At 64.8% G+C, this 13,084-nt stretch carries 12 protein-coding genes; 2 read left to right on the top strand and 10 right to left on the bottom strand.

Annotated elements, in window-relative coordinates; all coding sequences use genetic code 11:
- Positions 1-9: 9 nt before the first annotated feature.
- Positions 10-786 (bottom strand): FecR family protein, encoded by a 777-nt coding sequence (locus AC1ROK_RS01210; protein ID WP_492843025.1) that lies wholly within the window; start codon positions 784-786, stop codon positions 10-12.
- A 188-nt stretch (positions 787-974) separates the two neighbouring features.
- Between AC1ROK_RS01210 and AC1ROK_RS01205 the strand changes: the two genes are divergently transcribed.
- On the top strand, positions 975-1,361 hold the full coding sequence (locus tag AC1ROK_RS01205) for a DUF3307 domain-containing protein (RefSeq protein ID WP_492843023.1): 387 nt from the start codon (positions 975-977) through the stop codon (positions 1,359-1,361).
- Positions 1,362-1,481: 120 nt separating this feature from the next.
- Here AC1ROK_RS01205 and AC1ROK_RS01200 read toward each other — a convergent pair whose 3' ends face one another.
- The 5 genes from AC1ROK_RS01200 to AC1ROK_RS01180 all read right to left on the bottom strand — a co-directional run bounded on the left by AC1ROK_RS01200 (position 1,482) and on the right by AC1ROK_RS01180 (position 7,816).
- A complete protein-coding gene (locus AC1ROK_RS01200; protein ID WP_492843021.1) occupies positions 1,482-1,952 on the bottom strand; it encodes a Crp/Fnr family transcriptional regulator in 471 nt (156 codons plus the stop codon).
- A 244-nt stretch (positions 1,953-2,196) separates the two neighbouring features.
- Positions 2,197-4,011 carry an IlvD/Edd family dehydratase gene (locus AC1ROK_RS01195; RefSeq protein WP_492843019.1) on the bottom strand — a complete coding sequence of 605 codons (1,815 nt, stop codon included), beginning with the start codon at positions 4,009-4,011 and terminating at the stop codon, positions 2,197-2,199.
- Between the two features lie 444 nt (positions 4,012-4,455).
- Complete coding sequence (locus AC1ROK_RS01190; RefSeq protein WP_492843017.1) at positions 4,456-5,427, bottom strand: LacI family DNA-binding transcriptional regulator; 972 nt, start codon at positions 5,425-5,427, stop codon at positions 4,456-4,458.
- A gap of 83 nt (positions 5,428-5,510) precedes the next feature.
- The gene (gene eno / locus AC1ROK_RS01185; protein ID WP_492843015.1) at positions 5,511-6,797 is read right to left on the bottom strand and encodes a phosphopyruvate hydratase; all 1,287 of its coding nucleotides are present in this window, start codon (positions 6,795-6,797) and stop codon (positions 5,511-5,513) included.
- Positions 6,798-6,799: 2 nt separating this feature from the next.
- Positions 6,800-7,816 (bottom strand): phosphotransferase family protein, encoded by a 1,017-nt coding sequence (locus tag AC1ROK_RS01180; protein WP_492843013.1) that lies wholly within the window; start codon positions 7,814-7,816, stop codon positions 6,800-6,802.
- 108 nt (positions 7,817-7,924) lie between these two features.
- On the opposite strand from AC1ROK_RS01180, the gene AC1ROK_RS01175 reads away from it, so the two are divergent.
- Complete coding sequence (locus AC1ROK_RS01175) at positions 7,925-8,677, top strand: SDR family oxidoreductase (RefSeq protein ID WP_492843011.1); 753 nt, start codon at positions 7,925-7,927, stop codon at positions 8,675-8,677.
- An 80-nt stretch (positions 8,678-8,757) separates the two neighbouring features.
- Here AC1ROK_RS01175 and AC1ROK_RS01170 read toward each other — a convergent pair whose 3' ends face one another.
- From AC1ROK_RS01170 to AC1ROK_RS01155, 4 genes are all read right to left on the bottom strand, one after another.
- Positions 8,758-9,384 carry a hypothetical protein gene (locus AC1ROK_RS01170; protein ID WP_492843009.1) on the bottom strand — a complete coding sequence of 209 codons (627 nt, stop codon included), beginning with the start codon at positions 9,382-9,384 and terminating at the stop codon, positions 8,758-8,760.
- Positions 9,385-9,403: 19 nt separating this feature from the next.
- A complete protein-coding gene (locus tag AC1ROK_RS01165) occupies positions 9,404-10,834 on the bottom strand; it encodes a hypothetical protein (RefSeq protein ID WP_492843007.1) in 1,431 nt (476 codons plus the stop codon).
- A gap of 9 nt (positions 10,835-10,843) precedes the next feature.
- Complete coding sequence (locus AC1ROK_RS01160; protein ID WP_492843005.1) at positions 10,844-12,418, bottom strand: hypothetical protein; 1,575 nt, start codon at positions 12,416-12,418, stop codon at positions 10,844-10,846.
- A 384-nt stretch (positions 12,419-12,802) separates the two neighbouring features.
- Positions 12,803-13,009 carry a hypothetical protein gene (locus AC1ROK_RS01155; RefSeq protein ID WP_492843003.1) on the bottom strand — a complete coding sequence of 69 codons (207 nt, stop codon included), beginning with the start codon at positions 13,007-13,009 and terminating at the stop codon, positions 12,803-12,805.
- Positions 13,010-13,084: the final 75 nt, after the last annotated feature.

The following is a 13,084-nucleotide window of genomic DNA, read 5'->3' as shown; positions in this document are numbered from 1 at the left end:
CTGGTAGGGTTAGTCTTTGGGGCCCGTCTGCAGGCCGTTGCCGGGAAACCGTGGTGACTGCGGCGGCTCGCCGTCCGGGCTGGCGCCGCCGGCGTCGGTGTCGTTGGGCTGCACGGACCGGTTGAGACACTCGCGGGCCTGCGCCACCCAGAACGGGGTCAGCAGGTCGCTTTCCGAGACGGCCCAGGGGAACATGCCACGCATCGAGGTGCGCTCGGCGCCGACGAAATCCTCGGTGTTGCCGAGCAGCCGTGCGTCGGTCAGGTCGGCCATGCCGACGTCGCAGAAATCATCGACGGTGATGCACTTGTCGGCCTTGTTGCACATCACCACGGCGCCGTGGAACAGCAGCAGGGAATAGTGGTCGGGATGCACGTTGAGGTCGAAGGCGGTGCCGCGCACCCCGACGGTACCGGTGGGCGTGGTGATCAGGTAGCGGTCCTTGGGGGCGCCGCCGGTGACGAAGCGGAACGTCCCCGATAGCGCGTTGATGGCGAACTTGCCGCCCGAACCATCCTCGCGCAGCAAGTAATCCTCGATCACCAGCGCCGAGCGCGGGCCAACCACCAGTTTGGTCTTGTCGGAGAACAGCAGCTGGACGAGGCCCTTGGCATCGGTGACGACGCGATCGCCGATGAAGACGTCGGTGCCGACCACGAGTGTCCTGGCCCCGGATTTGTCTTCGAGCTTAGCCGCCGGATCGACGCCCATTGCCTTGCCCGACGCAGCGAAGGCGGGTTGCGCCAGTAACAGCAGCACAAGGAACGAGGTAAGCAGCCGCAGCATCGGAACCTCCAGGACAGACCTCCGGCGCGGACCATTTGCCACGCCGCCCATGAACGCCGGCTGAACGGCGCTGACGGGAACCTAACACAGCAGTAAACTCTGCGCTTGCCTCAGACAACGGGAGCTTGCAAGCATCGGCCATCCGGGGATGGGCCGTGGGGGCGTCACCCCCGCAAGGACAAGACCGAATGGTCGCACTATTCTTTCTGCTGTTCATAGGGCTGGAGCTCAAGCACTACATCGCGGATTATTTTCTGCAGCCGGGATGGATGCTGGGCGGCAAGGGCGATTTCCGCCAGCCGGGCGGTTACGCGCATGCCGCCGTGCATGCGGGGCTGACGGCGCTGGTGCTGCTGCTGGCGGGCACGCCGCTGGCATGGCTTGCGGGCATCGTGGTGGCCGAGTTCGTGGTGCACTACCTGCTCGACTATTCGAAGATCCACTATTCGCGCGGCGTGCATGTCGACACCCAGCCGCGGCGGTTCTGGAGCCTGCACGGGCTCGACCAGATCACCCACCAGCTGACCTATGCCGCGATCATCTATGCCGTGCTGCTGAGCAAGGGGCTGGTGTAGGGGCTGTCGTGAGCCAATGGGCCTACCCGGTAGCTTCCCGCGGGGTCCTGGACGGCACGATGGCTCGGCCACGCCTGCACCGCTACGGTGGAGAAGCACCGAGCGCAGTGCACAACGCCACTACTTCCGCGTGCGCTTGGCGTGCTTGGCTTCGTCGGGCTTTTCGATCAGTTGGGCGAGGATCTTGTCGACCAGGTCGAGGTCTTCGCGCTTGCCCTCGGATTGCTGCTGCAAATCAACCAGGTACGAGGTGGTGTAGTAGAGCCGGCGCGCCAGCAGCGTTGCGACATAGAGGGCGATCTCGGGGTTGCCGCCGAGGAAGCTGATGGCGTCGTCGATGGCGTAGGCCTTGACGGTCGAGAGGGCCTTGACCGTGGCGCTCGAAGGCATGTCGAGCAGCACCGCCATCTCGCCGAAGATCGAGCCGGGTTCGTCGATGTAGCTGACCTGCGTGTCCTTGCGGAGCACTTCGACCTGGCCGTCGATCAGGACGAAGAGCTGGCCTTCCTGGCCGCCCTCGCGGATCAACACCTGGCCGGGCTTGAAGGTCTGCGCCTCCCGCCCTTTGCAGTAGTCCAGAATATCAGACATCGAGCCCTCACCCGCCACTAGAGCATTTCACCGTTTCTTCGAACCGTTGAGATGCTCTAAGTCTTTGATTTTGTCACGCTTTCGAACCGAAAAGTCTGCAACTTTTCCTGAACGCGCTCCAGCGCGCCCGCGATAGTGCGCTGACCGTAACTTGTTCGTCAAACATTGCGGCGGCTTGTTGGCTCATCGGCGCCGCCGGCGCAAGAAGAAAGGGGCCGGTGAAGACCGGCCCCTTTGGATTTGATCAGTGGTTGTCGCGCGGCAGACCGGCGGTCTGTGCCAGACGCTGGTAATTGACGGCGTTCTTCAGCACGCCGCCGGAGCCGAGCTGGTCGACGATGCCGCGCTGGATTTCCTGCCACGGGGTCTGGTGCGCCGGATACTTGTAGCCGCCGGCGGCATGCAGTTCGGCGCGACGCTGCTCGATCTCCTCGGCGGAGATCAGGATGTTGGCCTCGCCCTTGTTGAGGTCGATGCGCACCCGGTCGCCGGTCTTGAGGATGGCGAGGTTGCCGCCTGCCGCCGCCTCCGGGGTGGCGTTGAGGATCGAGGGCGAACCGGAGGTACCGGACTGGCGGCCATCGCCGATGCAGGCGAGCGAGGTGATGCCCTTGCTCAGCAGATAGTTGGGCGGCCGCATGTTGACCACCTCGGCCGCACCCGGATAGCCGATCGGGCCGGCGCCGCGCATGAACAGCAAGGTGTGCTCGTCGATGTCGAGCGAGGGGTCGTCGATGCGGTGGTGGTAATCCTCCGGACCGTCGAACACCACGGCCTTGCCCTCGAACGCCCCCGGATCCTTGGGGTCGTTGAGGTAGCGCAGGCGGAACTCCTCGGAGATCACCGAGGTCTTCATGATGGCGTTGTCGAACAGGTTGCCCCGCAGCACCACGAAGCCGGCACTGTGCTTCATCGGCGCGGCTACGGTCTTGATGACCTTGTCGTCCTGCACGGTGCGGTTGGCGCAGTTCTCGCCGATGGTCTTGCCGTTGACGGTGGGGGCATTCTCGCGGATCAGGCCGGCCTTCATCAGCTCGTTGACCACGGCTGGCACGCCGCCGGCATGGTAATAGTCCTCGCCGAGATACTCGCCTGCCGGCTGCATATTGACGAGCAGCGGCACGTCATGGCCGTAGGTCTGCCAGTCGTCGATGGTCATGTCGACGCCGATATGCTTGGCGATGGCGGTCAGGTGGATCGGCGCGTTGGTCGAGCCGCCAATGGCCGAATTGACCACGATGGCATTGATGAAGTTGTCCTTGGTCAGGATGTCGGAGGGCTTCAAATCCTCCTTGACCATGTCGACGATGCGCATGCCGGTGCGCCAGGCCATTTCCTGGCGGTCGCGATAGGGCGCCGGAATGGCGGCGGAGCCGGGCAACTGCATGCCGAGCGATTCCGCCATGGAGTTCATGGTGGTGGCGGTGCCCATGGTGTTGCAGTAGCCGGTGGAGGGCGCCGAGGACGCCACCACTTCGATGAATTCCTCGTAGCCGATCTCGCCGGTGGCGAGCAGTTCGCGGGCCTTCCAGACGATGGTGCCGGAGCCGGTTCGCTCACCCTTGAACCAGCCGTTGAGCATCGGGCCGACCGACAGCGCGATCGCCGGGATGTTCACGGTGGCGGCACCCATCAGCATGGCGGGGGTGGTCTTGTCGCATCCGATCGTCAGCACGACGCCGTCGATCGGATAGCCGTACAACACTTCGACGAGGCTGAGATAGGCAAGGTTGCGGTCGAGGCCGGCGGTCGGGCGCTTGCCGGTTTCCTGGATCGGGTGAACCGGGAACTCCATCGGGATGCCGCCCTGGTCGCGGATGCCGTCGCGGACGCGCTTGGCCAACTCGATGTGATGGCGGTTGCACGGCGACAGATCGGAACCGGTCTGGGCGATACCGATGATCGGCTTGCCCGACTGCAGCTCTTCGCGCGAGATGCCGTAGTTCAGATAGCGCTCGAGATAGAGCGCCGTCATATCGGCGTTCTCCGGATTGTCGAACCAGGCGCGCGACCTGAGTTTCTTTGCACCCTTGGCGGTCGCGCCGATACCCGAACTCATAGTGATCTCCTCAAAGCAACAGGCTGTCCCGACGATCCATAGCCCAATCCCGACGGACTGGGCAGGCATTCCTTCGATTGAGGGAGGATCGTACCGGGGCCGATGATAGACATCGGGATGTCGGGTTGCAATGGGCGGGATGGGGGGCACCGACGGTGTGGCATTCTTCGACCGCGGTGGCGCAACTCGCATCGGAGCATCAGTCGGGACTCTCCCCCTTGGCGGGGGAGAAAGCGAAAACTTGGGCTTAGCGCAGCTAAGTCCTTAGTTTTCGCAAGAGAGGGGGGCGTTGGAGGGCACGGTGACTCCGCATCCCCTCTCTTGGAATTTCTAAGGCTTAGCCAAGAAGCTAAGCCCAAGAAATTCCATTCTCCCCCGCAAGGGGGGGAAATGGGCATCGAGCCCATGGCACGCAAGGATTCCGCTCCTCTTTCCCGGGCAAGATCAGCCCAAGGTGCTGGCGCGGGCTTCGAGGCTGATCGGCTGCAGCACGATGGGGTTGGCGATGGCTTCGCCATTGAGCCGCTTGATCAGCATGCGCCCGGCCTCGCGGCCCATCTCGTAGCTCGAGACCTGCAGCGAGGTGAGCGAGGGGCGGACATGCTGGGTGAACTCGAGATCGCCGTAGCCGGCGATGGCGACCTGGCCGGGCACAGCGATGCCGCGGTCGAGGGCCCGGGTCATGGCGCCTGCGGCGAGAACGTCGGTGCCAAAGAAGATGGCGTCGCAGCCGGGCAGCTGGTCGAGGATCGCGTCGAAGGCCTCCATGCCGTCGGCGAAGGTGCGGGTGCCGTCCATGGGATGGATGAGGTCGAGCTGCAGCCCGTGGCTGGCAAGGCCATGGCGGAAACCTTCGATGCGCTGGGCGGTGCGCTCGATAGTGTGGCCGCTATAGGCGACGCGGCGGAAGCCCCGCTCGCCGAAATGCTCGCCCATCAGGCGGCCGGCATCATAGCTCGAGGAGCCGACCAGCATGTCGATCGGATCGGGGCGGTTGCCCCACATCTCCATCACTGGGATGCCGAGCCTCTGCAGCGCCTGGCGGGTCTTGTCGGCGCGAACCACGCCGGTGAAGACGACGCCGGCGGGGCGGAACGGCAGCACCGATTCGACGACGTCGATTTCCAGCATCTCGGAATAGCCGGTCTGGGCGAACATCAGGTGATAGCCGCTGCCCTCGACGGAATCGACGATGCCTTGCACCGAGGTGGCGAAATGCGGGTTGAGCAGGCTCGAGACGAAGACGGTGATGACGTTGGAGCGGCCGGAGCGGAGCGAGGAGGCGAAGCGGTTGACCACGTAGCCGGTTTGCGCGACCGCCTCGAGAATGCGGGCCCGCGTCTCCTCCTTGACCTTGTCGGGGTAGGAGAGGGCGCGCGATACGGTAATCGGCGAGACCCCGGCGACGCGTGCCACATCTTCAACGCGAACCGGCCGGCCCGCGCCACTGCGTCTGTCTGCGTCCCCCAACTGTATCCCCCAAACTGCCCTTCATTCGACTACAACCGCGGAATGGCAAAGCGCCAGTAGCGCGGCGCTACGTAGTAACCTTCCAGGCGGATCACTTCATTCCACTTCGCGGTCCGCTCCGAGCGCGTCATCGAACCGACCTTGATCTGGTCGGACATCAAACCAACGGCCAGATGACTGAGCGTCACATCTTCACTTTCGCCGGAGCGGCCGGACTGGATGGTATTCCAGCCGACGGCGCGGGCGCGCGTGCTTGCTGCAATCAGTTCGGTCAGGGTGCCGCACTGATTCGATTTGAGCAACACCGAATTGCAACATCCCTGTGCTGCGGCAAGGGCAACACGGGACTCTGAGCTGGTCAAGTAATCGTCACCGACGATCTGGATGGACTTGCCAAGCCGCCGCGTGATCTCGGCGAAGCCTGCGTCGTCATCCTCGGCGAGGGGGTCCTCGAGCGAGACAATCGGGTAGGCGGCAACCCAGGACTGCAGCAGCTCGATCATCTCGAGCGTCGAAAGCGCCTTGCCGTCGAGCGCCAGGCGATAGGCGCCGTCGGCGAAGAACGAGGTGGCGGCGACATCGAGGGCGATACCGATATCGGCGCCGGGGCGAAGCCCGGCAGCCTCGATGGCGCGGGTGAGCAGTTCGAGCCCGTCCTCATTGGCGGTGAAATCGGGCCAGACACCACCCTCGTCGGCGACGCCGTTGAGCTTGCCCTTCTGCACCATGGCCTTGCTGGCCGCCATGTAGACCTCGGCGATCTGCTCGGTGGCCTCGGCGAAGCTCCGGGCGCCGACGGCGAGGATGAGGAAATCCTGGATGTCGATGCGGTTGCCGGCATGGCGGCCGCCGCCAAAGATCTGGATCATCGGGGCGGGGATGTGCTGCGCCTCGGGATCGAGGTTACTGAGGCGCCGCAGATGCTGCCAGAGCGGGATCTGCTGCTCGGCGGCGGCGGCCCAGGCGATGGCCGAGGAGGTGGCGACGATGGCGTTGCCGCCCAGCCGGGTCTTTTGCGGGGTGCCGTCCAGCGCGATCATGGCCTGGTCGACCCCGGCCTGGTCGAGGGCATCAAGGCCCTTGAGGCGGCTTCCGATCTCGCCGTTGACGGCGGCCAGCGCGCCGTTGACGCCGTAACCGCCCAACCGCTTGCCGCCATCGCGCTTGTCGAGCGCCTCGCGGCTGCCGGTGGAGGCGCCGGAGGGGGCGATGGCGCGGCCGCGGGCGCCGCTCTCCAGGGTGACCTCGACTTCGACGGTGGGGCGGCCGCGCGAGTCCCAAACCTGGCGGCCGAGAAGGGTCTTGATAGCTGACATAACTAGTTATTGATCCCTGATGAACTAAGGCTGTCGAGCAGATCGGCAACGGTGGTCGGCGGGTGGCGGATATGTGGAATGGCCCGATCGCGCACCACCTGGCGATTGGCATCACTGAGATACTCGACCGGCGATTTGCCATCGACCCGCGCCAGCATCAGGCACGGCAGCAGCGCGGCGACGCGCGCCTCGGTGTCGGCGCGCATTTCCCCAGGGAAGTACGCGAGCCAGGTGGCGGCGAAGGCGGCCGCCTGACCGAGCAGGGTGTCGCGCAGCGCCGGCAGGTGGATCGACTTCAGCACCAGGTGGTTGAGGCAGAAGGCGGCGTCGAAGGCGGGATCGCCGTACCAGGCGCACTCGGCATCGAGCAGCACCGGGTGGCCGTCGCGCTTTGAGATCAGAATGTTCTTGGGGCTGACATCGCCGTGCACCAGCGCCAGCCTGGTGTTGGCGGTCGTCGCCAGCACGGCGAGGATGCGGTCGCTCAGTTCCGGATGACGCCCGGCGGTAAAGCGCAGATACGGGTCGAGCCGCAGGGCGTCGATCAGGTGGTCGGTGGGGAACTCGGCGGCGGCGGTCGGGTCGTTGAGCGTCGCGGCATGGATACTGCCTAGCGCCGTGGCGACAGCGACCGGCACCGACGGATCGGCGCGGCCGGCGAGCAGTTCGGCCTTCCACAGCACATAATCCTCAGCCGGCAGGTATTCGAGCAGCGCGATGCCGTGCGCGCGGTCTTCGCCGATCACCTGGGGCGCGGCGCCGGGGATGATGGCGTTGGCGCGGCGCAGCCAGGCCACCTCGTACTGGTTGCGCTCGAGCGGCGCCTGCCAGTCGGTCGCCACCTTGAGTTTACCGAGCGCCCGCTTGGCGCAGTACTGGCGGCCGTCATCGAGGCGGATGCGCACAATATCGGACGAAACGCCGCCGGTGAGCGGGGCGATCTCCAGCGCTCCACCGGCGTCGATGCCGGCAGTCGCAAAGATCGGGGGAAGCAGCGCTTCCCAGGTCAATTCATCCATAGTGCTGGTCCCCCTTGCAAGGCTGGTATGGTACCACACAGGCCGAATGGGACAACGACCGGAGGGTTGGCCTTTGGTCAAACATGGAACCGGACGGAAAGGGAGAAAATGGGACGGCTCGAGGGGAAGACCATCTTCATGACCGCGGCAGCGGCGGGCATTGGCGGGGCGGCGGCGACGGCATTCGCGCGCGAGGGGGCGCGGGTGATCGCGACCGACCGCGATGCGGCTGGCATTGCGCGAAAGGGCGAGGAGCTCAAGGCAATCTCGCCGGGGCACGAGACCTATGCGCTCGATGTCACCGACCATCTGGCGCTGCGCGCGGCGGCGGCGCGGCATCATGGGGTGAACGTCCTCTACAACGGCGCCGGCTGGGTGCATCAGGGCATGCTGGGCACCACCACCCTCGAGGAGTGGCAGCTGAGCTTCGATATCAACGTGACGCCGATGTTCGTTCTGACGCAGGCCTTTCTGCCGGCCTTCATTGCGCAGGGCGGCGCCAATATCATCAATGTCGCGTCGGTCGCCTCGTCGATGAAGGGCGTGCCGAACCGGGTGAGCTACATGTCGTCCAAGGCAGCGGTGATCGGCTTCACCAAGTCGGTGGCGTTCGACTACATGAAGAACGGCATCCGGGCGAACACCATCTGTCCCGGCAGCGTCGACTCGCCGTCGCTGCACGAGCGGGCGCATGCGCTGGGCGACCATGACGAGGTGTGGAAGACCTTCGTGGCGCGCCAGCCGATGGGCCGCATGGCGCAGCCGGAAGAAATGGCGCACCTCTTGGTCTACCTCGCGAGCGACGAGAGCGCCTATGCGACCGGGTCGAACTTCGTGGTGGATGGCGGCATCACCATGTAGGCGCCGGGACGCCAACCGCGCGCTCGCTTTGCCGGTACGGGGTTCGGACTTGTATCTGACAGTCCGAACCTCTGCCGGGTCTACTCGCTGACGTGCCCGCGGTAGAACGCGCCGCCCGTGGTGATGTAGAAGTCGATCCACTCGCGGCGGCCCCAGTTGTCCTGGTCGGGATCGCCCAGGGGGCCCTCCAGTTCACCCTTCAGGTCGGCCCAGAAACCGCCGGACTTGTCCTTCAGGGCGACCTCGCGGCCGTAGGCATAGCCCAGCGCGATGCCGGCATTGTTGTAGTACTGAGCGAGCTTTTCGGACTCGGGGAAGGCCGGGTTCGGGGTGGTCGACCACTGCCAGAAATAGTCCCCGACATTGTCGGCACTTTCTGCCATCACGCCCATCACCAGTCCTTCGCAGAACGACATCGAGGCGCGGTCGCGCTTGATCTCGGCGGCGGCCTCGGCGTAGCCGATGCCGATCGCTGCGAATGGCGCGAACATGCCGACGACACCAGCCTGGATCGGCAGCTTGGCGGGACCGGTAAGCTCGGAGGCGAACTTGATCACCTCCCAGATGTTCTCGAGCAGTTCCTGTTCGTCCTCCTCGCGTTTGCGCACGGCGGAGTAAAGTGCCTCGACGCCGCCGACGATGTCATCGCGCGACTTGTACCAGTTCACCTCGTTGCCGCTGGTGGCGGCAGCAATGGATTCGAGCATGATCGGTCTCCTCTGATTTTCAGCTCCAGTGCAGGCTCGGGTCCGGGCTCGGAGAGAGCGGGACCCGCTTGCAGATGAATGCAAGGATCGAGACGTCGGGACTGACGGCATCGGTTGTGGTGGTGGGGGTCGGTGCGATGGTTTCCGCCGGCATGACAACTGTCAGTGGATGCGTCGTCAGCACCTGGCCGAGACGAAATCGACGCGTTCGACCGAAGGCGGGGCCGGGCGGCTTCTTGCGGTGATCTCTAACCAGCGCGTCGCGGTTGAGGGTGACGAAATCTGGTTTCGGCGTGGCGATCGCCTCGCTGGGCGCGATGGCAATCGTGCTCAGCGTCATCTGGCTGAGCGGCATGGCCTCGAGCAAGGCGCCCGGGCGCACATGCAACCTAGTCGGTGGGCCGGACCCTACCCGGCGATCGACGGTGACATTGCGCGCGAACACCACCGCCACGGCGAAAGCCGGACATAATCCGGCAGACAGACTCTGGCCGTCGCTGACCATGGCGGCGCCGTCCGGCAGGCGCCAGAAGCGCGACGTGAACAGATCCTTTGGCAGCCAGCCTCGCTCGAGCTTGGCGGAGCGATACTCGAACTGCAGCCTCACGATATCGCTGCCCGCCGGTGAGCCGAAGGATTGCCGGAGCAGCGGGTCGGCGGTTTCGGCGAGCTTGGCAATCTCCGCTTCGGTCAGGGTCATCGCCTGCCAGTCGTCGCCCGCAAAGACGTCGGCGGGGGAGAGCGTGACGGGCGCAAAGTCGATATCGCTGAGGTCGGAGCGGTCGTCGATATCGGCGTTATAGCCATCGCGCCACTGCTGCCAGGTGAGCACGGCGTTGCGCATCTCGGCGTTGCGCACCACCTGGCGTGCCGCCTCTATCTCGGAGCGCTTGCCGGTGCTTTCCCACTGGGCCTCGAGATCGGCGATCTGGGCGCGCAGGTTTGGCTCCTCGATCGTCGTCCAGGTGGTCTTCGCCTCGAGATCATCTCCCAGTTCCACCGTGCCCTTGCGCGACAGATAGTGCTCCTGGGCTAGCTGCAATGTGTCGCGGTAGCGGTTGTAGACGCGTTGCGCCTCGCTGGACACACGCGGAAAATCCGTGGGCACCTCAAACAGCAGCGCCAGTGCGGCCTGATAGCGCTCATCGTCGACGGCGCCGGCCGCCGGTATGGCGCACTGACCGCTGTCCAGCACATCGCGCACCACCTCGGAGAGCAGGCGGTCCTCCGTGGGATCATAGAGCACACCGCGGATTACCCGGTTGGCGTTGTTGGAAAACTCCTGGAACTTGCTCAGCGCCGCCGGCGTGCCGACGCCCGCGGCGAAAGCAAGGTCGCCCGGGGAGTAGGTGATCTGGAAGTGCGACGGCGGAAAGCTGAGGAACTTATCCTCACCGCCGAAGACCTCGCCGGCCTTGGCGGCGAGCGCCAGGCGCACCAGCGCATCCATGATCCGCCCTCAGACCCAGGAGGTGATGGAATCGAGCGGCTTGGGCGCCTTGTCGAGGACGTGGCACTTGAAGCCGGCAATCGACATGCCCGGCGAACTGATGCCGTTTTCATCGACGTGGTAGCCGTAGTCACGGGTCGATTGGCCCGCTGCAGACATGTTGCCGCCGCTGCCACCCAGAAAGAACGGGCCGAACGAGACATAGCCGCCGGCGCCGGTCGACGAGCTCTGCTGATCCTTCACGTAGTTGTAGAGCGACTCGCTGTGGCCGATCGACAGCTTGAGGTTGCGTACGAAGACGATGCTGGTGGGGTAGGCCGGCATCAGCCCGTGTGGCGGAGACTTGCCGTCGCTCAGCATCTCGCCTGCAATGTCGGGGCTGCTGGCATCGAAGCGCCAGGTCTTGCTGTCGAGGAACGACGCCATGAACCATGGGCGCACGATCGGCACCTGGCAGATCTCGAAGCTGAGGCCGAACTGGTCGGAGGACACCGTGCCGGTGTACTCCTGGTGCGAAGAGCTCTCGCTGCGGCTGGCGCGTCCGCCGAAAATGCCGAGGTAGCTGGCGCCGCCCGACACCGACCACTTCTTGTTCTGATAGGCGGTGGTGGAGCGTGACTGGAAATCCGACGAGGAGAAGTTGAAGGCGGTCCAGCCGTTCGATCTGGCGAAGTTGCCGGGCACCAGGGTGGTGTACTGAAAGTCCGAACCCGAGGCGATGCCGGTCAGGCGGGCGCGCTCGAAATCGTCGCGATAGCGCTGCTTGAGTACGGTGAGGTCGCGATCCATCACCTGGGTGATGTAGCCGTTGATCTTGTCGTAGTCGCCCCGGTGGCCGCGGGTATTCCAATCCGCCTCGGCGGTGTTGACGCGCTTGCGCAGCACGTTGGCATTCATGGCCCAGAAATTCACCGCCTTGGCATCGGCGGCCGTCATGGCGTCGATGCGGCGGGCGTTGTACTGCAGCACCGCGTCTTCGTACGCGAACTGCATGGCCTTGTAGGCGGTCACGAGATCGCTTTCGACCTCGCGCTCGACCGTCTGCTGGGTGATCAGATCGGTTTCGGTGACTTTCTTGACGAGGAGGCCGCGCAGCCGCTCGACATTGGCCCTGGTCTCTTCCGGCAACTCGGTCTGCGCCACCTGGCTCATGCGCAGCACACGGGCATAGATTTCGCTGAGCGTGCCTTCGTTGTTGAGCACGGAGAGGCGGGCGAACTGCTCATTGTTGAACTTGGTAACGTCGGGGACGAAGTCGACGAGCCGGGCGAACGCCTCTGCCTGCATGTAGAGCCGCGCCGTATCCTGGGCGCGTAGCCGCTCGAGTTCGGCCGGAGGCAGGGGCTCGGGGGTGGTGCCTTCAGCGATCGGGCCGGTGACGATATCGGCCTGCTCCTTGCGCACCACCCCGGTGAAGCCCTGCGTCAGGAAGTCGAAGTCATTCGCTTCGACCGGAATGCCCGGCGTGCACCAGCTGAAGAAATTGTCCTCGGATGGCGGGACGCTCTCGTCGCCGCTGATCAGCACGTCGTAGAACTTGGACAGCACGGCATTGGCCAGCTGGCTCGGCATCACATCGGCCACTTGAACCTCCAACGTCTTCCGGGAAGCAGCCGCAGAGAGCCCCCAAAGTTATGGGGCGCGACAAGTAGTCAACCTGCATCGCGGGAAGCGAATAGCAGTCGACGACGCCGTTTTTCCTACGTGATTTCAACGACCAACAGTCGTATGACCACATATGTTGGTCGAAGCATCTGCCGTTACGCTATAACTGCTTGTTACGGACGACAAAGCAATTTGTGACGAAACAATATTTACTTGATGCAGCAGGGCGCGGACGCCTTGTGTCCCGGCGGGAAAGCTCGATTCCCGGCGGGTCGGGGGCTGGCCGGAGTCCGGTCTGGTTCGGAGTTCGGCGGACGTGCCCCAAAGGCGACAGTACGCGTGGTGCCGTCGTTCGAACCTGGTCTACTCGCGCGGCGCGTAGGTCGCGAGCAGCCACGCCGCCAACTCCGCACGGTCAGTCGGCGTGATCGGCAGTTCGGTGGCAGCCGGGTCGAAGCCGTGGCGGCGAAGCGTGGCGGCGAGGGCCACGGTCCGGTTGGCGGGGTTGATCACCTCCAGCGTCCGGATGGCGATTTCGGCGGCCAGGGTTTTTGACATGCGTTTGGACAAAATAGGCTCCGGCGCCAGCGGGCGCCGGTTCCATGTCGCATCCTCAGGCCGCGAAATCCAGTGGCGGGGTGCAGC

It is taken from the genome of Devosia sp. GW821-FHT12F11 (assembly GCF_058806655.1).
This window is presented reverse-complemented; position numbering and strand designations above follow the sequence as displayed.

Coding starts and splice junctions, on each gene's coding strand:
- AC1ROK_RS01210 (WP_492843025.1), bottom strand. CDS start 786: ATGCTGCGGCTGCTTACCTCGTTCCTTGTGCTGCTGTTACTGGCGCAA.
- AC1ROK_RS01205 (WP_492843023.1), top strand. CDS start 975: ATGGTCGCACTATTCTTTCTGCTGTTCATAGGGCTGGAGCTCAAGCAC.
- AC1ROK_RS01200 (WP_492843021.1), bottom strand. CDS start 1,952: ATGTCTGATATTCTGGACTACTGCAAAGGGCGGGAGGCGCAGACCTTC.
- AC1ROK_RS01195 (WP_492843019.1), bottom strand. CDS start 4,011: ATGAGTTCGGGTATCGGCGCGACCGCCAAGGGTGCAAAGAAACTCAGG.
- eno (WP_492843015.1), bottom strand. CDS start 6,797: ATGTCAGCTATCAAGACCCTTCTCGGCCGCCAGGTTTGGGACTCGCGC.
- AC1ROK_RS01180 (WP_492843013.1), bottom strand. CDS start 7,816: ATGGATGAATTGACCTGGGAAGCGCTGCTTCCCCCGATCTTTGCGACT.
- AC1ROK_RS01175 (WP_492843011.1), top strand. CDS start 7,925: ATGGGACGGCTCGAGGGGAAGACCATCTTCATGACCGCGGCAGCGGCG.
- AC1ROK_RS01170 (WP_492843009.1), bottom strand. CDS start 9,384: ATGCTCGAATCCATTGCTGCCGCCACCAGCGGCAACGAGGTGAACTGG.
- AC1ROK_RS01165 (WP_492843007.1), bottom strand. CDS start 10,834: ATGGATGCGCTGGTGCGCCTGGCGCTCGCCGCCAAGGCCGGCGAGGTC.